Origin of the sequence: Alkalibacillus haloalkaliphilus C5 (assembly GCF_000269905.1) — a bacterium.
In the GTDB taxonomy this organism is placed as follows: Bacteria; Bacillota; Bacilli; order Bacillales; family Alkalibacillaceae; genus Alkalibacillus; species Alkalibacillus haloalkaliphilus_A.
The window spans coordinates 1-22077 of the sequence record NZ_AKIF01000027.1; the positions used below are offsets into that span (position 1 = coordinate 1).

Below are 22077 nucleotides of genomic sequence, written 5' to 3' on the forward strand. Positions count from 1 at the left end.
GTGAAGGAGCTTCTTCAATTATCTTTTGATGCCTTCTTTGAATTGAACATTCACGGTCGAAAAGGTGTACAGTCTCTCCATAGTGATCAGCTAGTACTTGGATTTCAATGTGGTGAGCATTTTCTATTACTTTTTCGATAAACATCGTTCCATTTCCGAAAAACTGTTCTGCACGACGAGCGTTGCTTTCGAATGCTTTTTCAAGTTCCGTATCATTTTGAACAATTTCCATCCCGATTCCACCACCGCCGTGGGATGCCTTCACCATTACGGGATAACCAATGTCACTTGCAATTTGTTTAGCATCTTCACTGATTCAACCGGGTCATTTGTTCCTGGAATAATAGGGACGCCTGCTTTTTCCATCGTTTGACGTGCTGTTAATTTACTTCCCATCTGATTAATCGCATTAGAATCTGGTCCGATAAATACAATGTTTTCGTCTTCAAGCCTTTTGGCAAACTCTGTGTTTTCACTTAGTAATCCGTAACCTGGGTGTACCGCTTCTGAGTTAGTTTCTTTAGCGACATTAACAATTGCATCTATGTTTAAATAGCTTTCATTAACTTTCGGTCCACCAATTAAGTAACTTTCATCTGCTTCAGATACAAAAGGGGCTTCTTGATCTGCCTCAGAGTATACAGCAACTGTTTTAACACCAAGGCTTTTACACGTACGAATAACCCTTGAAGCAATTTCCCCACGGTTAGCAATTAAGACTTTGTTGAACATTTGAAGCACCTCTCTTATTCATTGATTAATTCTAGTGCCTTTTCTTTTAGTCTAATTTTTTGGATTTTGCCGCTAGGTGTTGTTGGGAATTCATCAGTAAACAAAACGTAGTTAGGTGTACTAACGTCATTAGAGTCATCACAATATTTAACAATTGTTTCTTCAGTTAATGTACTGTCATTAGCAATGACCCAAGCTACAATCAATTCCCCTTTTTCTGGATGAGGTATTGTAATCACTTTTGCATCGACTACTTGTTCATGATCTGTAATATGACTTTCGATTTGATAAGTTTCTGGTAGTTGTTCATTCTGTTGCATGTTATCACCTTAACCTTTAATGTTTTGCTAGTAATTGTTCTGCTTCCTGACGTAGTTTATACTTTTGGACTTTGCCGCTAGCGGTCATTGGGTACTCTTTTGTAAACTGAATGTACTTTGGAATTTTGTGGTAGGCAATGTTACCTTTACAAAACTCTCTTAAATTCACTTCAGTTAAATTAGAGTCTTCTTTAGCAATCACCCAAGCCATTAGTTCTTCACCGTATTTCGCATCAGGTACACCAACGACTTGAACATCTAAAATGTCAGGATGTTGGTATAAAAATTCTTCAATCTCTCGTGGATAAATGTTTTCACCGCCACGAATGACCATATCTTTAATTCTTCCAGTAATTTGTACATACCCCTCATCATCAATAATGGCTATATCTCCTGTGTGTAACCAACCGTCTTCATCAATAGCGTTTTTCGTTTCTTCTTCGTTGTTGTAGTAACCTTTCATCACGTGATAACCTCTTGTACAAAGCTCGCCAGGTTCATTTGGTGCGACTTCTTCATTCGTTGATGGGTCTACTACTTTTATTTCGACATTTGGATGATGTTTTCCTACTGTGCTGACACGACGATCAATTGGATCATCTGTTTTCGTTTGAGTGATCGCCGGTGACGATTCCGTTTGCCCGTAAGTAATCGTAATTTCAGATGCGCCCATTTTATTCATAACATCTTTCATCACTTCGATTGGACAGTTTGAACCTGCCATAATCCCAGTTCTTAAATGTGACAAGTCATATTGGTCGAACTTAGGGTGATTCAATTCTGCTATAAACATCGTTGGCACACCATGTAATGCTGTACATTTCTCTTGAGAGACAGCTTCTAACACTTTTTCAGCGTCGAATTGTTCTACAATGACCATTGTTGCTCCTTTAGATACGGCAGCCATCGTTCCTAATACACATCCGAAACAATGGAAGAATGGTACTGGGATACATAAACGGTCTTCTTCTGTGAATTGCATGCATTCTGCAATTTGTTTTCCGTTATTGACAATGTTGTGATGCGACAGCATAACCCCTTTAGGGAACCCTGTTGTACCAGATGTATATTGCATGTTAATGACTTCATGACTGTCTAAAGAATTAGAACGTTCTTTTAGTTGTTGATCTGATACTCTTTTTACACCGAGTTCGATCATGTCATTCCATGAGTAACAACCGTTATACTCTTGATCACTAAGAACAATAACATTTTTTAAATGAGGTAAACGTTCAGATTGAAGCTCACCTTTTTCACAATGCTCAAGTTCAGGGCATAATTCTTTCAAAATATCGATGTAAGATGTACCTTTATAAGATTCAGCTAAAATTAGTGTGCTAGAATCTGATTGTTTTAATAGATATTCGAGTTCTGCAGCTTGATAACTTGTGTTGACGGTGACTAAAACTGCCCCCACCTTTCCAGTGGCAAACTGACTAGTTAACCACTCAGGCTTATTGTCAGACCAGATTGCAACATGGTCTCCTTTTTCAATACCTAAAGCCATCAAGCCCTTTGCTGCATCGTTAACATTTTCATTAAACTGTTCATAAGTCCAACGAATTCCTTTCTCAGGATACACAGCTGCCTCATGCTCTGGGTGTTTCTTTGCCTTTTCAACTAACAACTGACCGACAGTTAAATTCATTAATGGCATACAAACGTCCCCCTCTATTAAATTAACATCCTAATTGTCTAGCAATAACTAATCTTTGAATCTCAGAAGTACCCTCTCCTATTTCAAGTAATTTAGCATCACGTAAATAACGCTCCACTTCGTATTCACGCATATAACCATAGCCTCCAAGTATTTGGATTGCTTGGTTTGCTGAACGAAAGGCTGTTTCTGTAGCGTATAATTTTGCCATTGCAGCTTCTTTTGTAAACACTTTCCCTTGGTCTTTTAACCAAGCTGCTTTTAATACGATGTTACGTGATAGTTCAACTTCCATTGCCATGTCAGCTAATTTGAACTGAATTGCTTGGAAGTTAGAAATCGACTGGCCAAACTGCTTACGTTCTTTCGCATAAGCTAAAGCACGATCAAGTGACGCTTGAGCAATACCAACTCCTAATGCGCCAATTGAAATTCTTCCACCATCTAGAGTTTGTAAGAACTGTTTAAAACCTGCATCAGGGTCACCGATTAAGTTAGCTTTCGGTACTCTTACATCTTCTAATACGATTTCTGCTGTATTAGAACCGCGAACTCCCATTTTGTCGTAGTTATCTGTAATAGTCACACCCTCTGTATCAGTTGGTACAACAATAGCAGAAATAATATTTTTACCACGATCGTCTTTACCAGTGATAGCGGTTACAATAATTTGTTTAGCATAAGATGCATTGGTAATGAAACATTTCTCACCATTAATGATGAAGTCATCCCCATCAGTTTTAGCTGTTGTTTTAGTACCGCCTGCATCAGACCCAGCGTTCGGTTCGGTTAATCCGAATGACCCTAAAGCCTTCCCTTGTGCTAATGGAACTAAAAACTCCTGCTTCTGTTCTTCAGTTCCGAATTGATAGATCGGTGAAGAACCTAAGGATACTGAAGCGGCATAGCTTAAACCAGTACTTCCACAAACGCGACCGATTTCTTCAACAGCAAGTGCGTAAGTGACTGTATCGCCACCAGAACCACCATACTCTTCTGGGTAAGGAATACCTAAAAGGCCAAGTTCACCCATTTCTTTAAAAATATCTTCTGGAAATTCTGCCTTTACATCGATGTCAACTGCACGTGGTTGGATTTTCCCTTCTGCAAAATCTCTAACCATCTTTCTTGTCATTTCTTGTTCTTCACTTAGTGTGAAGTTCATTTAAAACTCCCCCTTTTATTTTAAGACCGACTGGTTGGTCTGTGATGGAGTAAATAAAAAAGCTTTACTAAAAGCGTGTGACAAATAAACTATTTAGTTGTGCAAAGTTGACTGGTGATATTCTTCGATCGCTTGGTCTGTTAAAACACCTTTAAATAAGATGTCTATGTAAACCTCTGCAATGTCATCAATCGATAACTCTCCGTCTCGCTTATACCATTTGTAAGTCCAGTTCACCATGCCGAGTATAGACATGCCGGTAATGATAGTCGGTAATTCCTTACGTATCTCACCGTTTTGTTGTCCTTCCTCGATTACTTCGATGACGATTTGTTTAAATTGATCGCGTTTTGATTTTATTTTTTCTTCGTATTCAGCTTTTAAGTATTTATTCTCTTGATAGAAAACTGAGATGTGTTCATTGTATAAATCAAATACACGAACGAATGAGTGCAAAATTTCATGGAGTTGGTACATAGGACGTTGGTGTCTTTTTTTAGCACGATTGGCTTCATTTAATACATATGAAATAAATAAATCGTGAATGACATAAAGAAGTTCGTCTTTGGAGTTAAAGTAATGGTAAAAGCCTCCTTTTGATGTATCACAATATTCAACAATATCTTTAACTGATACACCGTGAAAACCATTGTCGGAGAATAAAACTAATGATGATTGAATAATCTTATCTTTTAAATGTGACATAAAACTCCTACCTTTTGTCATTATTTTATCACAATTTAGAAAAGTATCAAACAAAATTTTCAGAATTTGTCATCATTAGAAGTAATATGACATAAAAAAACACAAGAGGAGCATCTTCTATGCCCCTCTTCGGTGTTAATTATGATTGTTCATCATCAGGAAAATATTTGGTATATTGTGCTTCAACATAAGTATCCGTTACTTTACCTTGATGATCACTGTCTACGACAAATGATCCATTATTTTGTCGTGATTGTTCTTTAAATTCAAATGGTAATACTGAGTGTGTTTCTTCTTTTTCGGTTTCTAAAACGACTGTTTCATCTTCTCCAACAACATGGAATCCAGCAATTCGATGCGGGTTGCGTTTCAACTCTTTTAGCATAATCAAGCCTCGCTTGGCTCGTGCCCCTTGTTCAAACTGAGAAATGTTCATCCGCTTACAAGCACCACGGTGTGTTACTACAAATAAATTTGGATTTGATAATTCAGCAAACACTTCCCCGTTGACGATGTATTCCTCGTCTTTTAAGTTCATGGATTTTACTCCGCCCGCCTTAATACCGATTGGGTTAACTTCTGATTCATGATACCACAGACCATAACCACTATTAGATGTTAAGAAAACCCCTTGGTGTCCATCGGTTATGTGAACATTAACAACTTCATCGTCACCTTTTAACTTCATTCCGACTATTGGTCGGTTATAACGTTGTACTTTATAGTCAGCTAAATTAGATTTTTTAATCATACCGTGTTTCGTGATCGACATGACATATTGTTCTTGTTCAAAGTCTCGAACTGGAATAGCTTTAATTACTTTTTCATCCTTGCCTACAGAAACAAGACTTGCGATATGTTGCCCCATATCCTTCCACCTAATCTCAGGTAACTCATGAATTGGAAGGTATAAGTATTTCCCTTTGTTTGTAAAGAGAAGTAAGGTGTCCGTTGTATTGACTTCATATAAATGGAGTAAATAGTCTTGTTCCTTCTTCTGTAAGTCCTCTACGTTAGAAGCACTAAATGAACGTAACTTGTCCGTTTAATGTAACCGTCCTTCGTTACTGAGACGACGATATCTTCAGAAGGCACCATCACTTCAAGGTTAATCTTCAAGTCTTCAACTTCTGATTCTATTTTAGTTAACCTGTCACTCTTATAAGCTTTTTTAACACGCTTTAAATCTTGTTTAATGACATTTAATAGTTTAGCTTCATTACCTAAGATTTCTTCTAAGTATGCGATTCGCTCACGAAGCTGTGCTGCTTCTTTTTCAAGTTCCGTAACATCCGTATTCGTTAGACGATATAGCTGTAACATGACAATGGCTTCTGCTTGAGTTTCTGTAAAGTTATATTGTTCTTGTAGTTTGTTTTTGGCATCTTTCTTATCTTGTGCGCTACGGATTGTGGCGATTACATCGTCTAAAATAGATACCGCATAAATTAAACCTTCAACGATATGGGCGCGGTCTTTTGCTTTTCTTAAGTCATGTTCTGACTGCCTTTTAACAACTTCACGTTGGTGATTAATATAGGCATCTAATATGCTAGGTAACGTCATAATCGTTGGTGTTTTATCGGATATAGCTACCATGTTGAAATGGAATGAAACTTGTAAATCAGTATTTTTATATAAATAGTTTAGGACACCTTGGCTATCGACTTCTTTTTTTAGCTCGATCACGATGCGTAAACCCGTACGGTCTGTTTCATCACGCACTTCAGATATACCTTCTACCTTACGCTCGAGTCGTAATTCATCCATTTTCTTAACTAAGTTCGCTTTGTTGACGTCATAAGGCAATTCAGTAATAACAATTTGCTCTTTACCGCCTCGAAGTGGTTCGATTTCAGCTAAGCCACGAAGAACAATTTTCCCTTTACCTGTTTCATAAGCTTTACGGATCCCATCTTCACCTTGGATAATGCCGCCAGTTGGAAAATCCGGTCCAGGCAGTTTCTCCATCAACTTATCTAAAGAAGCGTTAGGGTGTTCGATTTTATAGACGACAGCATCGATCACTTCAGCTAAATTGTGTGGCGGTATATCAGTTGCGTAACCTGAAGATATACCAGTCGAACCATTAACTAATAGGTTCGGGAATTTAGCTGGAAGGACTATTGGTTCATAATCAGTGTCATCGAAGTTAGGAATGAAATCAACTGTGTCCTTATCAATGTCTTGTAATAACTCTGAAGAAATTCCAGATAATCTAGCTTCAGTATAACGCATTGCAGCAGGTGGATCGCCATCAATACTACCGTTATTTCCGTGCATTTGTACAAGCTCTTCTTTTACCTTCCAAGCTTGGCTCATGCGGACTAGTGCTTCATAAACAGATGAGTCACCGTGTGGATGGTAGTTACCAATAACGGTACCGACTGTTTTAGCCGATTTACGAAATGGTTTGTCGTGAGTATTTCTCTCTTGATGCATCGCATAAAGAATACGACGTTGCACCGGTTTTAAACCGTCCCTTACATCGGGTAAGGCACGGTCTTGAATAATATATTTACTATAGCGACCAAAACGGTCACCTATTACTTCTTCTAATGGCAAGTCTAAATACTTTGCTTCTTCAGCCAAACTTATTCACTCCTAGCTAAGCAATCTATCGTTATCGAGTATTGTGTCGTCTTCTTCCATTCCGAACGCAACATTAGATTCAATCCACTTACGTCTCGGTTCTACCTTATCTCCCATTAATGTCGCAACACGTCTTTCGGCTCTTGCGACATCGTCGATCGTTACTCTAATTAAAGTTCTCGATTCAGGGTCCATCGTTGTCTCCCACAACTGTTCTGCGTCCATTTCACCTAAACCTTTATAACGTTGTATCGTATAACCGTTTTTAAATTCTTTTAGTAATTGATCCATTTCACTTTCTTCCCATGCATAAGCCTCTTTATAACTTTTCCCTTTTCCTTTTGAAACTTTGAACAACGGCGGTAATGCAATATAGATTTTCCCTTGTTCAATTAACGGTTTCATATAACGGTAAAAGAACGTTAATAACAATACTTGAATGTGCGCACCATCTGTGTCGGCGTCCGTCATAATGATAATCTTATCGTATTGAGAATCCTCGATATTGAAGTCTGGTCCTACGCCAGCATTAATTGTATGAATAATTGTAGCAATCTCTTCATTTTTAAAGATATCATCAATTTTTGCTTTCTCAGTATTAATTACTTTACCTCTTAAAGGTAGAACAGCTTGGAAGCGGCGATCGCGCCCTTGCTTGGCAGAACCACCTGCTGAGTCACCCTCAACTAAAAATAGTTCATTTTTAGAAGCGTTCTTTGATTGTGCTGGTGTTAACTTTCCGCTTAGTAAAGAATCACGACGTTTACGCTTTTTGCCATTGCGTGCTTCTTCTCTTGCTTTTCTTGCTGCTTCTCTGGCATCCCGTGCTCTAACTGCTTTTTTAATTAGCATTTTTGATGCATCAGGGTTCTCTTCAAGGAAATAAGCGAGTTTTTCAGCTACAACACTGTCAACAGCACTTCTTGCTTCAGGTGTTCCAAGCTTACTTTTAGTTTGCCCTTCAAACTGCAACAACTGTTCTGGAATGCGTGTTGAGATAATGGCTGTTAGGCCTTCACGAATGTCGTTACCATCAAGATTCTTATCTTTCTCTTTTAAGAACTGCATTTTTCTTGCGTACTCGTTAAAAGCTCTTGTAATCGCTGTTTTAGCACCTGATTCGTGTGTTCCACCATCACGCGTTCTAACGTTGTTAACAAAAGATAAAATATTCTCTGAATAACCGTCGTTGAACTGCATAGCAAAGTCAACTTCAATCCCTTTAAACTCTCCTTCAAAAGAAACGACAGGATGAAGTTCGTCTTTTTCTTCGTTTAAGTATCCCACAAATGATTGTAAACCGTCTGGATATAAATAAGATTCTTCAACAACTTCACGTTCATCTTTTAAGACGAGCTCAATTCCTTTTAATAAAAAGGCTGCTTCTCTTAAACGTTCAGAGAGTGTCTCAAAGTTAAACTGAGTTGAAGAAAACATTTCTTCATCGGGTTTGAAGTGGATTGTCGTACCAGTCTTTCGCGTGTTACCAACAACTTGTAAGTCCGTAACCGGCTTTCCACCATCTTCAAACTTTAACTCATGCTTTTTACCATCTCGATAAATTGTTACAGTTAACCATTCAGATAGAGCATTCACGACTGATGCACCAACTCCGTGTAAACCACCACTCGTTTTATAACCACCTTGTCCAAATTTACCTCCTGCGTGGAGTATCGTAAAAATGACTTCAGGTGTTGGCTTACCCATTTTATGCATACCCGTAGGCATACCTCTACCTTCATCGCTAACAGAAATGGAATTGTCTTTATGTATAGTGACTTTGATTGATTGTCCAAAACCAGCTAATGCCTCGTCAACTGAATTGTCCACGATTTCAAAGACTAAGTGGTGTAAGCCTCTATGGTCAGTGCTTCCGATATACATTCCTGGTCTTTTTCGTACGGCATCTAGCCCTTCTAGTACTTGTATGGAATCATCGTTGTAAAGTTCGTTTGATTGAGTCAATATAATAGACCCCTTTCTCTATAAATGCTTCGTCTGAATAATACAATTCGTTAAGACAAGAGAAATCCCTGCTTGTTAGCAGAGATTTTGTAGAAATTATTTTCCGACTGTTACAGCATGGACAACTTTAATACATGAATCCATTATGACTGTAAATCCGTTTTCCTTCAACAGATCATGTGCTTCTTCATTAACAATTCCTTGCTGCGCCCAAAATACTTTACACTTCGTATTAAGTGCATCTTCAGCTACTTCAACTAAATGTTCAGGACGTCTGAAGACATTAATAATATCAATGTTTTCCTCAACCTCTGCAAGCGTATTATAACTTTTCTCGCCTAAAACTTCATCAACAGTTGGATTAACTGGGATGATTGTGTATCCTTCTTGTTGCATCGCTTTAGCGATTTGGAATGATGTTCGATCTTCTTTGTCAGACAGGCCAACGACTGCAATTGATTTAGCATTCTCTAAAAGCTCTTTCATTGTATCTTGTGTTGGATTTTGCATAACATCTCTCCTAAGTTTAAATAATCTTGTATTATAAGAATAGCGTGTTTGTCGTTAATTCTCAACTTTGAATGTAGATTGTTGGTTTAATTTTCAACATATATTTAATATAAACTTCTTAATTGTTTAGACATTTGATAAAATAAACTATATTCATTTATAGAAAAGGGGGAATCATATGGAATATATAATTTATGCAATCATTGCTTATTTATTTGGCTCGATTCCATCTGCATTAATTATAGGTAAATTATTTTATAAAATCGATGTAAGAGAACATGGCAGTGGAAATCTAGGTGCTACTAATACATTTCGTGTGTTAGGTTCAAAAGCAGGTTTAGTTGTGACGATTTTAGATATATTAAAAGGAACAGCACCTGTCTTAATCGTCGTTGTATTAGCTCCAGGCATTGAACCTTTAATAGTTGGTGCTTTTGCAGTAATCGGTCATATTTATCCTCTATTTGCTAAATTTAAAGGTGGAAAAGCAGTTGCAACATCGGGTGGTGTATTATTAGGGGTTAGCCCATTATTATTTGCCATTTTAGTGCTATCATTTTTTGTCTTTTTAAAACTATTTAAGTATGTCTCTTTAGCATCAATCTTAACTGGTGTTACAGCTGTTGTTACAACATTAATTATGCAAGATTTAGGTTTAATCATTGTCACTGTATTTTTAGCAGCGTTTGTCATTTATCGCCATACAGATAATATTAAACGTATTAAAAATAAAACAGAGCCGAAAATTACTTGGTTCTAAATGATAACTTAAGGGTGATTAGTTGAAACTAAGAGTTGCAGTTATAGTCATAATATCTACATTGTTACTCACTATTGTTGTAACAGCTACAAATACTTTAGAATTTGATAATTTTGAACTAACTGAAGTAGAACTAATTGAGAAATCGCAGTTTAGCGATAAAAGCGTGAGAACAAGTCTAACACTCAATGCCGCTGGTGATATATTAATTCATGATCGGGTTTATGACGGTGCACGTACAGACGATGGCTTTGATTTTAAATCAATGCTTGAGCCTATAAAGCCTTATTTAGAAAATGCTGATTTAACTATTGCAAACCAAGAAACAATTCTTGGTGGTGAAGCATTAGGACTTTCAGGGTTTCCAATGTTTAATTCCCCTTTCGAAGTTGGTGATGCGTTAAAGCATGCTGGAGTAAATATTGTCTCCATTGCGAATAACCATACAATCGACCGAGGTGCTGAAGCGGTATATAATGCAACAGATTACCTTAACCAAATTGGAATTGAATATGTTGGAGGATATCAGAGCCAAGAAGATGCTAGTAAAAAGCGAATTCTTCATCGTAACGGAATTTCTGTTGGCTTTTTAGCTTATACTTACGGCACAAATGGTATTCCGGTTCCTGAAGGTCAGGATTATTTAGTGAATTTAATTGATGTTCAACAAATGACTGATGATTTACAAAGGATACGTGAGGAAGTTGATTTCGTTGTCGTTAGTATGCATTTTGGAGATGAATATGAAGCTTTACCAAACGAAGAGCAAGTTTATTTATCCCAATTGTTAACGAGTGAAGGTGCAGATGTTATTCTCGGTCATCACCCACACGTATTACAGCCCATCGATTGGATATCAGCGAATGGACAAGATAAATTTGTTGTTTATTCATTAGGTAACTTCTTGTCAGGTCAAAGAGGGTTAGATCGTCAGTTAGGTGCCATATCACAAGTTGAGTTGGTTAAAGAAATTCGTCCAAGTGAAACTTCTCTAAATGTTACAAATGCAAAGATTATGCCGACATACAATGATCACGAAGATCATGGCGACCTCATGACAAATGTTCAAGTCGTCCCTCTTGTTGAAGCAGATCAGTTCGGTTTAGAAGATGCACATGATATATTTGATGAAATAGCAGAACATATGCAAACTTACTCTTCCGATGTTACAATTGTACCTTATTTAGATTAAGTCTAATAAATTGAACTACTTTAATGTAATAATGTATAATTTAAATGTAGCTATTGTTCGTCCCTTTAGATTTGAAAGGAGTCCTCGATATGAACGAAACAGTAAAAAAACAACTTCCTGATAAACAGGAAAGACATAAATTATTTGGGTCAGTGGAACCTGGTCCAAAAACAAAACCTATTGAGAAAGAGCAAATGAAAGATTTGCAAAATACCAGAAAAGATTTCTTGTTTGAATTAGATGCTGTTGGGATTTCAAATGTAAAACACCCTGTGATCGTTAACAGCTCTTTGACACCAGAAACACAAACGACGATCGGTACTTTTTACTTCGCATCATCGATTTCACAAGATTCAAAAGGTACGAATATGAGTCGTTTTACTGAGCAGTTACAAACTTATTATGAAAACGGCCTTGTACTAAGCTTGAAAACGTTAAAGTCTTTCGTATATGAATTACGTCAACGTTTAGAACAAAAAGATGCTGAGGTAACTGTATCATTCCCTTGGTTTTTCGAACGAAAAGCACCTTATTCTGAGAAGGTTGGTTTAAATCATGCCGATGCTTGGATTAAAGTTCACTATGATCAAGACGAAGGTTATGATATTCGCGTAGGCGTTAAAGGTAAAATTACAACATTATGCCCTTGTTCAAAAGAAATAAGTGAATATAGTGCTCATAACCAAAGAGGTAATATTGAGATGGAAGTATTACTTAATGAGGGGTTTGATGAGGATAAGCTTGATTGGAAGTTTATCTTACTAGAAGCGGCTGAATCGAATGCAAGTGCACGTATTCACCCTGTATTGAAACGCCCTGATGAAAAAATGGTAACAGAACAAGCATATGAGAACCCACGTTTTGTTGAAGATATGGTTCGTTTAGTAGCTAGTGATTTATATGAAATTGATGAAGTTGAACGTTTCTTTGTTAAATGTATTAACGAAGAATCAATTCATCTCCATGATGCTGTTGCATCGATCACATATGATAAACGTGATGAACAGAGTGTTTAATCATGAAGTTTTTATTTACTTGGCCGATTAAATTGTATCAAAAGTTTATTTCGCCAATGTTTGGACCGACTTGTCGCTTTCACCCAAGTTGTTCACACTATAGTCTTACTGCTTTTGAGCGCTTTGGTGTTATTAAAGGCTTATATTTATCGGTAAAACGAGTGTTAAAATGTCACCCATTCCACCCGGGTGGATTTGATCCAGTTCCAGAGAAAAGTAAAAAAAGGCAAAGTGAAAGCCGTGGTTAATCCACGGTTTTCATTTTGCCGTTTATTTTTCAACACTTTTAAATCTTTTTAATTGATCAAGCTTACCTTCTGCTTTTAAAATATCTTCTTCAAATGAACCAATTAAATCAAAATGTGGATATTTTTCATCCTCATGTATCCATCTCGGTTTCAGTCCATGCTTCTTTCCCCACTGTTTTAATTTATCGATATCACGACATCCTACTTTCGTAACGGTATTCATTTGTGGAAAACGGTCATCAGCCCAGTAATGAGTCAAAAAAGCGATATTACCAGCTTCTACTTCATTCTTCCATTGTTTTAATTCATCTCGTTTAATTCCGAACGCCATCAACTTCACCTACTGCCTGTTCATACGCTTGGTGCCAATCAGGGAAATGCTTTTTAATAGATACTGGACGGAAATTTGATTTTTTTACACATACGTGAGATGAAGATCCAGTAACAGCCAAAGTCCTATCATCTGTATAAACTTCATATCCATAAACGACTCTAAAGCCATCATACTCTTTAATATATGTTTTAACCGTAGCGACTTGGCCATAGCGAAGGGGCCTTTTATACTTTGCCTCGATATCAACTACTGGTGAAACAATCCCCTCTTCTTCCATATCCGCATATCGAAATCCTAAATCTTCAATTAAGTGGGTTCTCCCTATTTCAAACCAGACGAAATAGTTCGCATGGTAAACGACACCCATTTGGTCAGTTTCTTGATATCTTACTTTAACTTCTGTTTCATTTACAATCATATTATGTACATCTCCCTTGTTACACTTTGCTATTATTTTACTATACATTTTATATGAAATCTTACGAGGTAGCAAAAATTAAGTGACAACAAATATAAAGCTGCCGAGTTCTCCCGACAGCTTTAATCCTAATTATTTATTCTTCTTCTTACGTTTCATATGTTCGTGTTCATCATGTACTTCGTCTCTCATACCTTCAACTGACTGGCGTCTACGAGCATTTTTACGACGAATTTCTTCTTCTTGAAATTCTGAAGCTGTTTCCATTGAATGTTCTGCTTCTTGTATGTTCTCTAGCGTATTTTCAATGTTTTCTTGAATTTTCTTTAAGTTATCACGTCTGTTATCTGGTTTAGGCTTTTGGCTATGATTAGACATTCCATCCATCTCCTTTTTGATGTAATCAATCATAGTTTGTAAAACCAGTCAAGAGCTATGCATGCTTTTTAGGATTTCTTACTAATTCCATTCGATCTTCAATTTTGTCATAAATTTTGTCGAGTTCTTCTTGGTTGTTCAAGATTTTTTCCTTTTCATCTCTAACTAAAGCTTGGAATGAAAGTCGTTCTTTTCTACGCATCATGATCGTCTCCTTTTTTTACTAGGATTACCATGATTCGTAATGTTTATACTTAATCTAATTCTTCAATCTTTCTGACCATATCATCATATGAAAGTGGCCCAACATGTCTTGGAATTTGTAGTTCACCTTCAGTATTAACGAAATACGTTGTTGGCAAGCTTAGAGCTTGATAGCGTACATTAACTTCTCCTGTTTCATCCATTAAGATTGGAAACGTTAATTCCAGTTCATCTATAAAGTCTTGCACTGTATCATGCGATGTTTCTTGACTCGTCGCATTAACTGCTAAAATGATAACCTCATCATCATACTCTTCATGAATCTCTTGCATGTGAGGCATTTCTGCACGACAAGGGGGACACCAAGTAGCCCAAAAGTTAATCATTATTTTTTGTCCTCTAAAATCAGCTAGTTCAGTTTCCTCCCCATTAAGGGTTTGTAGTTTGAAGTTAGGGGCCACATCTCCTACTTCGACACCATCTGTATCAATATCAACGCCATCAGGCTGAACAAAAATGCCATCACCTTCTGGATTTCCATTTGCTGTATCATCAAACCAAGTGTTATAAACGATGATTCCAAGTAATACACCGATAATTGCCAAACCTAAAATACGCTTTAACATTGTGTTCAATTTGTATTTTCTCCTTTCGTTTTTTGGTTTAAGTACCATTCTGCAACAATCGTGAGAACAGCTAATAATAACACTACAATTAATGTTTGAGTATATAAATGAATTTCATTTTGTAACACTCTAAATAAAGTCCAAGTAATAACCAACCACCTGTATGCTTGGAAAACTTTAATAAATGTCACAGGGTTAACTAAACAAAACAAAATACCAATCAATACAATGTATGAGACAACCTCTATAAAAATGTAAAAGTCGAAACCGTATAGAAAAGATGTTGCTTGATCAAATGAGATAAATACGAATACAGCCTGTAAAATTAACAGTAATTGAATAGGAATAGTAATATTATGGTGTTTAAATTGAAAATAACCGAAAATAACAATACCAATAACACCTAACAATAAACCTAACGTACCACCGTCAAAATAAATAACAGCCAACGGATTATTTAAGATGTCATTTGGATAGTTAATAAAATAACTCAACTTCCAAATGACAATGAATACAATCCAATATTCAAGCATTAAATCGGCTGGTTTCTTAGGAAAATCATAATTAATCAAACGTTTGATTAAGAAGTGAGCAACAACTAAAGTTGTGACTATACCAACTATGTAAAATAAATACGGTATAAATATGTTTAAAGGTCCGATTTGGATTAAGTCGTTCACGCTACCACTCCCTACTCATTCATCATACCAAATTTTCTAAAAAAATACGTAAAACACGCATTACGATTCAGTGAACTTCTATTTACTAAATATAGGAATAAATATGGTGTGATTTGGCAAACTACAGGTGATCTACATATATAGGAGGTAATTTTATGGCAAATGATCAAAACAATCATCAAGATGCTAAAAATGAACAGCTTAACGCCTTTAAAAATAGTAATCAAGGTGAAAGATTAAGCACGAATCAAGGGGCTAAACTGTCTGATACGTCTCAGTCTCTTACTGCAGGTGAACGAGGACCAACCATTATGGAAGACTTTCACTTCAGAGAAAAAATGACACACTTTGATCATGAACGAATACCAGAAAGAGTTGTTCATGCGAGAGGGTTTGGAGCTCATGGCTATTTTCAACCTTATGAATCCATGAAAGAATTAACGAGCGCCAAGTTTCTTCAAGATCCATCTGTCAAAACACCAGTCTTTGTTCGTTTTTCTACAGTAGTAGGTTCTCGTGGATCAGCTGATACAGTTCGTGATGTTCGAGGATTTGCGACGAAATTTTATACCGAGGACGGTAATTTTGATTTAGTTGGTAACAACATGCCGGTTTTTTTCATTCAAGATGCAATTAAATTTCCGGATATCGTCCATGCGATTAAACCAGAACCCAATAACGAAATACCCCAAGCGTCAGCAGCGCATGATACATTTTGGGACTGGGTTGTACAAAATCGTGAATCAGCTCATATGATTATGTGGCTATTGTCAGACCGGGGCATTCCTAGAAGTTTTCGTATGATGGAAGGCTTCGGTGTCCATACGTTCCGCTTAGTTAATGACCAAGGAAAAGCTAGGTTTGTGAAATTCCATTGGAAACCACTTTTAGGTACACATTCATTAACGTGGGATGAAGCCCAAAAAATAGCGGGTAAAAACCCTGATTATCACAGGCAAGATTTATGGGATGCTATTAATAACGGTGAATACCCTGAATTTGAATTAGGAATTCAAGTTATTGAAGAGAATCAAGAATTTGATTTTGACTTTGATATACTTGACCCAACGAAAATATGGCCTGAAGAACAAATTCCTGTCAAGATCATTGGGAAAATGACACTAAATCGAAATCAGGACAACTTCTTTGCCGAGACAGAACAAGCAGCATTTCATATGGGGAATATTGTACCTGGTATTGATTTTACAAACGACCCATTGTTACAAGGGCGCTTGTTTTCTTACTTAGACACACAATTATTACGACTAGGTGGTCCAAACTTTCACGAAATACCGATCAACCGTCCGATTGCACCTGTTCACAACAATCAACGTGACGGGTTCCACCGTATGACGATTAATAAGGGAAAAGTCGCTTACAGTCCAAATGGCTTACAAAATAACGATCCTCAAACCAGTTCTTTTGCTGAAGGTGGATTTGAACACTATCAAGAAAAAGTCGAAGGTTATAAGGTTAGAAAGCGAAGCGAAAGTTTCAAGGATCATTATACGCAAGCTGCTTTATTTTACAATAGCATGTCTGCACATGAAAAAAGACATATTCATAAAGCGTTCCACTTTGAAGTTGGTAATGTCAAAGATCCTAAAATTAAGCAACAAGTTGTCGAGATGTTCAGTAATGTAAGTCATACGCTAGCGAATGAAATCGCTAAAGGTGTTGGTGTTGAATCACCACAATCAAACAACCAAGAACCTCAAGTTACACCATCACCAGCGTTAAGTCAGTTACAAACGACCTTCTCATCTAATACACGAAAAGTAGCCGTTTTACTAGCTGATGGTTTTAAAAATAAAGAACTACAAGAAATGATGACGACCTTACGAAATAATGATGTACACGTTGAAATCGTTAGTAAGACGTTAGGAAAATTACACAGTGATCAAAATGAGCCAGTCGATGTCCACAAAAATTATTCGACAACACATTCTGTCATGTATGATGGGATATTCATTCCTGGTGGGAAACAACATGTTGATCAATTAATGAAACACAAAGAAGCAAAAGACTTTATTAAAGATACATTTGCGCACGCTAAAACAATAGCAGCTAGTAATGATGCAGTTGACCTATTTTCAACAGTTCTACCTCAATCTGCACAACTTGCAACTAAACAATCAAACAATGAAATGTTCAATGATCACGGTGTATTAACTATTCAGTCTGGCCAATTACAAGATTTTAGCCAAACATTTTTAGAACAATTAGCTCAACACCGACATTGGGATCGTGAATTACAAGATGAAAAACAAGCTTAAACATAAAGAAGCCACCGTTTTTAAACGGTGGCTTCTTAAAATAAGGTTTATTTTTCAACTGTTTGAAGCTTGTTACGAAGTACCATTGGAAGGATACCACCATGGCGGTAGTAGTCAACTTCAACGTCACTATCGAAACGTGCAACAACTTCAAATTCTGTCGTTTCACCTTGATCATTCGTAGCCGTTACTTTTACTAAGTCATGAGGTTTAACGTCTTCATTAACTTCAACGTTAATAACTTCTTCTCCAGTTAATCCAAGTGACTCAATTGTATCACCCTTCTGGAACTGAAGTGGTAGTACGCCCATCATAACTAAGTTAGAACGGTGAATACGCTCGAAACTTTGAGCAATTACTGTTTTAATTCCTAGTAAGTCAGTACCTTTTGCAGCCCAGTCACGTGAACTACCCATGCCGTAGTCATCGCCAGCGATCACACATAGGCCAGTATCTTCTTCTTTATATCTCATTGCAGCATCGTAAATTGGTAGTACATCGCCTGTTGGCCAGTGCGTAGTAAATCCACCTTCTTTACCGCCACCGATTTCGTTACGGATACGGATGTTACCAAACGTACCACGCATCATAACTTCATGGTTACCACGACGAGAACCATAAGAGTTAAAGTTACGCGGAGAAACATCTTTTTCCATTAGATATTGACCAGCTGGCATATCTTTAGGGATCGCACCTGCTGGTGAAATGTGGTCAGTCGTTACAGAATCTCCGAACTTACCGACTACACGTAACCCTTCTAATGGTGCTACCTCTTTAGGGTCTTTAGACATTTCTTCGAAGAATGGTGGGTTTTGAATATAAGTTGAATCTTCATCAAACTCATATAACGGTTCATCCGTTGTTTGAATCTTGTTCCACTCTTCGTTTGAATCAAATACTTCTTCGTATTCTTTACGGAAGATTTCAGGTGTTACAACCTTCTCGATTTCAGACTTGATCTCATCTGATGATGGCCAGATGTCTTTGAAGAATACGTCATTACCATCAGCATCTTGGCCTAGTGGTTCATTTAAGAGGTCAAGATCTACTGTACCAGCTAGAGCGTATGCAACTACTAATGGTGGTGAAGCCAAGTAGTTAGCACGTACTAATGGGTGAATACGTCCTTCAAAGTTACGGTTACCTGAAAGTACAGATGATACAGTTAAGTCAGAATCAGCAATTGCTTCCTCAATTTCAGGAAGTAATGGACCTGAGTTACCGATACAAGTCGTACAACCGTAACCAACAAGATTAAAGCCTAACTTGTTTAGGTATTCCATTAATCCAGAGTTCTCTAAGTAGTTTGTAACTACTTTTGAACCAGGTGCTAATGAAGTCTTCACGTATGAAGGTACTTCTAAGCCTTTTTCTACAGCTTTCTTAGCTAACAGACCAGCGCCTAGCATAACGTGTGGGTTTGACGTGTTTGTACAAGATGTAATAGCTGCAATCGCTAATGCACCTGTTTTCATCGTCGTTTCGCCACCGTCGTTAAATTTAACAACAGCTTCCTTTTCTTTATCTTTCTCATCTAATCCAAAGCCTTGGTTACCAGCGGGAGCTGTTAACGCTTTGTTAAATGATTCTTTCATATTTGAAAGTGGGATTAAGTCTTGTGGACGCTTCGGACCAGATAAGTTAGGTTCTAAATCAGATAGATCGATCTCTACTAACTGAGTAAACGCTGGATCTTCTTGATCTGGCGTGTAGAATAGATCGTTCTTCTGTAAGTATTCTTTAACTAACTGAATTTGCTCTTCTGAACGTCCAGTTAAACGCATATAGTCTAGAGTCTCTTCGTCTACTGGGAAGAAACCACAAGTTGCACCATACTCAGGTGCCATATTTGAGATCGTTGCACGGTCTGCAAGTGGCATTTCAGTTAGGCCTGGACCGAAGAATTCAACGAACTTACCTACTACGTTCTTCTCACGTAATACTTGCGTTACTTTTAACGCTAAGTCTGTTGCTGTAGTAGCTTCTGGGAAACTACCTGTTAGTTTAACACCGATTACTTCAGGTGTTGGGAAGTATGAAGGCTGACCTAGCATACCTGCTTCTGCTTCAATACACCGACACCCCAACCTAGAACACCTAAACCGTTGATCATCGTCGTATGTGAGTCAGTACCTACTAGTGTGTCTGGGAATGCATCATAAGTGCCGTCTTCTTGTTGTCGTTCGTGTACAACGTTAGCAATGTACTCTAAGTTAACTTGGTGCACGATACCTGTTGCTGGTGGTACAGCACGGTAGTTATCGAATGCTTTCTGTGCCCAGTGTAAGAACTCATAACGCTCTTTGTTGCGTTGGAATTCCATTTCCATATTGACACGTAGTGAGTCCGCTGTACCATATCTGTCAACTTGAACTGAGTGGTCAATTACTAAGTCGACTGGTACTTCAGGGTTAATTTGATCAGGCTTCCACCCATATCAACCATTGCTTTACGTAGAGATGCTAAGTCTACTACTGCTGGCACCCCAGTAAAGTCTTGCAAAATAACACGAGATGGTTTGAAAGGAACATCTACCTTTTCACCATCAGCCCATTTTGCTAGTTTTTCAATGTGTTCATCTTTAATAACATGACCGTCATATTGACGTAGAACTGATTCTAAAAGTACGCGAATTGAATAAGGTAGACGTGATACGTTACCTAGACCTTTTTCTTCTAGTGCTTTTAGATGGTAATAGTTATAAGTCTTACCATTAAGTTCAAACTGCTTTTTTGCATTTGAAGAAAGATTAGCTACCATGTTACTTTACCCCCTTAACTATGTAATGTTTCGTCTCATTAAATTAATTAGCGTTTTTCTACAGAAAAGCCAATATTTCTGCACGTATTCATTTTATATTAAAAAGATATAGAAGTAAAACATTAAAACTAAAATTTTTGCATGAAAACGCTTACTTGAACCGATTATTGATTGCTTGTAATGCTTTTTTTATTTCATCCTGTTCATGACGTTCCAAAGTTCTAAAATCGATCATAACCGAACTATTTTCAACCCTAACAATGATTGGGGGCGAACATGTGCGCAACTGTTGGCTTAACTGCTCAGCTGTTTGCACTCGACATTGGACTTTAATTCCAAAAGAATCTAGTTCTACTTCAGGTAATGTACCTCCCCCTACTTTTGATTTCATTTCTAAAGACTCTACTATTAATTGATTAAGATCTTTTAATTGCTCTAAAAATACCATGACTTCATTTTGTACGGTACTAGAGTCTTTTAGTATGTCACGTAACGTAGGTATTTGTTCAACCTGATTAGTTAATGTCAGCCGAAGTGTTTCTTCAAGTGCTGCATAAGTCATCTTATCAACTCTTAATACTCTAGCCAATTGGTGTTTTTTTAGGGCATTGATATACTCTTTCTTACCAGCAATAATACCTGCTTGTGGTCCACCTAACAATTTATCTACACTGAATGAAACAAGGTCGACCCCTTTTGCGATTACATCTTTTACAACTGGTTCATCAGTTATTCCTTGATCACTCAAATTATACAGTAATCCACTACCTAAATCTTCATAGTAAATTAAGTTGTGGCGCTGAGCTAGGCTTGCTAAATCTTCACGATCTACACTGGAAGTGAAGCCGCTCATATAAAAATTGCTCGTATGCACTTTCATAATCATTTTCGTATCGTTATGAATCGCTTGTTCGTAGTCGAATAAATGCGTTTTGTTTGTCGTCCCAATTTCTTTAAGTTGTGTACCGCTTTCTTCCATAATCGATGACACGCGAAAGCTTCCCCCAATTTCAACCAGTTCTCCCCGTGACACAATGGTTTCATAGTTTTTGGCAAAACTTGATAAAACCATGTAAACAGCTGCCGCATTATTATTAACAACCATGGCAGATTCAGCACCTGTTAAATTTGTAATATAGCGTTCTACTAAGTCATGTCTTGATCCTCTTTTACCAGTAGTTACATCATATTCTAAAGTTGAATAATATGAAGCGCTATTAACGACGTGGTCTATAGCTTGAGTTGCTAGTCGCGCTCGCCCTAAATTTGTATGTAAAATAGTTCCTGTCCCATTAATAACAGAATGTAAGTTATGCATTTTATGTTCTTCTATTTGTTTGAGCGTCTTTTCTATTACTAAATCAAACAAATCTTCTACACTTATATTTGAGAATTCACCGTTTAGTATTTCCTCACGAAGAGACTGAACGGTGTCTTGTAAAGATTGTTTCGCTTCTTCATATGAGATGTTATGTTGTTCAATTTCAGCAACTATTTTATTGTCATTAAGTAATTCGTGTATTGGTGGAATATTTCTTA

Annotated in this window: 18 protein-coding genes and 3 pseudogenes; 5 read left to right on the plus strand and 16 right to left on the minus strand. The window is 37.2% G+C overall.

Going from position 1 to position 22077, the window contains the following annotated elements; genetic code table 11:
- From A194_RS19660 to A194_RS0104710, 8 genes and pseudogenes are all read right to left on the minus strand, one after another.
- Window positions 1–732: pseudogene (locus A194_RS19660) on the minus strand (biotin carboxylase N-terminal domain-containing protein); the annotation flags it as partial.
- Window positions 733–746: 14 nt separating this feature from the next.
- Window positions 747–1052 (minus strand): AMP-binding enzyme, encoded by a 306-nt coding sequence (locus A194_RS0104675; RefSeq protein WP_017185713.1) that lies wholly within the window; start codon window positions 1050–1052, stop codon window positions 747–749.
- A 16-nt stretch (window positions 1053–1068) separates the two neighbouring features.
- Complete coding sequence (locus A194_RS0104680; RefSeq protein ID WP_017185714.1) at window positions 1069–2709, minus strand: AMP-binding protein; 1641 nt, start codon at window positions 2707–2709, stop codon at window positions 1069–1071.
- 22 nt (window positions 2710–2731) lie between these two features.
- Complete coding sequence (locus tag A194_RS0104685) at window positions 2732–3874, minus strand: acyl-CoA dehydrogenase family protein (RefSeq protein WP_017185715.1); 1143 nt, start codon at window positions 3872–3874, stop codon at window positions 2732–2734.
- Between the two features lie 93 nt (window positions 3875–3967).
- On the minus strand, window positions 3968–4579 hold the full coding sequence (locus tag A194_RS0104690; RefSeq protein WP_017185716.1) for a TetR/AcrR family transcriptional regulator: 612 nt from the start codon (window positions 4577–4579) through the stop codon (window positions 3968–3970).
- 139 nt (window positions 4580–4718) lie between these two features.
- Window positions 4719–7171, minus strand: a pseudogene (parC, locus tag A194_RS17325) (DNA topoisomerase IV subunit A).
- Window positions 7172–7183: 12 nt separating this feature from the next.
- A complete protein-coding gene (gene parE / locus A194_RS0104705) occupies window positions 7184–9136 on the minus strand; it encodes a DNA topoisomerase IV subunit B (protein WP_017185717.1) in 1953 nt (650 codons plus the stop codon).
- Between the two features lie 96 nt (window positions 9137–9232).
- The gene (locus tag A194_RS0104710; protein ID WP_017185718.1) at window positions 9233–9646 is read right to left on the minus strand and encodes a CoA-binding protein; all 414 of its coding nucleotides are present in this window, start codon (window positions 9644–9646) and stop codon (window positions 9233–9235) included.
- A 178-nt stretch (window positions 9647–9824) separates the two neighbouring features.
- Here A194_RS0104710 and plsY point away from each other — a divergent pair, with 178 nt between their 5' ends.
- The 4 genes from plsY (at window position 9825) to yidD (ending at window position 12862) form a co-directional block, all read left to right on the plus strand.
- Window positions 9825–10406 carry a glycerol-3-phosphate 1-O-acyltransferase PlsY gene (plsY, locus tag A194_RS0104715; protein ID WP_017185719.1) on the plus strand — a complete coding sequence of 194 codons (582 nt, stop codon included), beginning with the start codon at window positions 9825–9827 and terminating at the stop codon, window positions 10404–10406.
- Window positions 10407–10428: 22 nt separating this feature from the next.
- Window positions 10429–11598: a CapA family protein gene (locus tag A194_RS0104720; RefSeq protein WP_017185720.1), complete on the plus strand. Its 1170-nt coding sequence runs from the start codon at window positions 10429–10431 to the stop codon at window positions 11596–11598.
- Between the two features lie 89 nt (window positions 11599–11687).
- Window positions 11688–12614, plus strand: a complete 927-nt coding sequence (gene folE2 / locus A194_RS0104725) for a GTP cyclohydrolase FolE2 (RefSeq protein ID WP_017185721.1) — start codon at window positions 11688–11690, stop codon at window positions 12612–12614.
- A 2-nt stretch (window positions 12615–12616) separates the two neighbouring features.
- Complete coding sequence (yidD, locus tag A194_RS0104730) at window positions 12617–12862, plus strand: membrane protein insertion efficiency factor YidD (RefSeq protein WP_017185722.1); 246 nt, start codon at window positions 12617–12619, stop codon at window positions 12860–12862.
- A gap of 22 nt (window positions 12863–12884) precedes the next feature.
- On the opposite strand, the gene A194_RS0104735 is transcribed toward yidD, so the two are convergent.
- The 6 genes from A194_RS0104735 to A194_RS0104760 all read right to left on the minus strand — a co-directional run bounded on the left by A194_RS0104735 (window position 12885) and on the right by A194_RS0104760 (window position 15502).
- The gene (locus tag A194_RS0104735) at window positions 12885–13193 is read right to left on the minus strand and encodes a hypothetical protein (RefSeq protein WP_017185723.1); all 309 of its coding nucleotides are present in this window, start codon (window positions 13191–13193) and stop codon (window positions 12885–12887) included.
- Window positions 13177–13614, minus strand: a complete 438-nt coding sequence (locus tag A194_RS0104740) for an acyl-CoA thioesterase (protein ID WP_017185724.1) — start codon at window positions 13612–13614, stop codon at window positions 13177–13179. Before A194_RS0104740 ends, A194_RS0104735 begins: the two co-directional genes overlap by 17 nt.
- A 132-nt stretch (window positions 13615–13746) precedes the next feature.
- Window positions 13747–13992, minus strand: coding sequence for a small acid-soluble spore protein Tlp (tlp, locus tag A194_RS0104745; protein WP_017185725.1), 246 nt, complete (start codon window positions 13990–13992; stop codon window positions 13747–13749).
- A gap of 55 nt (window positions 13993–14047) precedes the next feature.
- The gene (locus A194_RS19665) at window positions 14048–14194 is read right to left on the minus strand and encodes an FbpB family small basic protein (RefSeq protein WP_017185726.1); all 147 of its coding nucleotides are present in this window, start codon (window positions 14192–14194) and stop codon (window positions 14048–14050) included.
- A gap of 52 nt (window positions 14195–14246) precedes the next feature.
- Complete coding sequence (locus A194_RS0104755) at window positions 14247–14822, minus strand: TlpA family protein disulfide reductase (RefSeq protein WP_040402352.1); 576 nt, start codon at window positions 14820–14822, stop codon at window positions 14247–14249.
- 5 nt (window positions 14823–14827) lie between these two features.
- Window positions 14828–15502, minus strand: coding sequence for a hypothetical protein (locus A194_RS0104760; RefSeq protein WP_017185728.1), 675 nt, complete (start codon window positions 15500–15502; stop codon window positions 14828–14830).
- A gap of 155 nt (window positions 15503–15657) precedes the next feature.
- Between A194_RS0104760 and A194_RS0104765 the strand changes: the two genes are divergently transcribed.
- Entirely contained in the window at window positions 15658–17778 is a 2121-nt protein-coding gene (locus A194_RS0104765; RefSeq protein WP_017185729.1) for a catalase, read from the plus strand.
- 47 nt (window positions 17779–17825) lie between these two features.
- On the opposite strand, the pseudogene acnA reads toward A194_RS0104765, so the two are convergent.
- Window positions 17826–20538: pseudogene (gene acnA / locus A194_RS17330) on the minus strand (aconitate hydratase AcnA).
- Between the two features lie 151 nt (window positions 20539–20689).
- The coding region (selA, locus tag A194_RS0104775; protein WP_017185730.1) for an L-seryl-tRNA(Sec) selenium transferase at window positions 20690–22077 on the minus strand (1388 nt) is incomplete at its 5' end.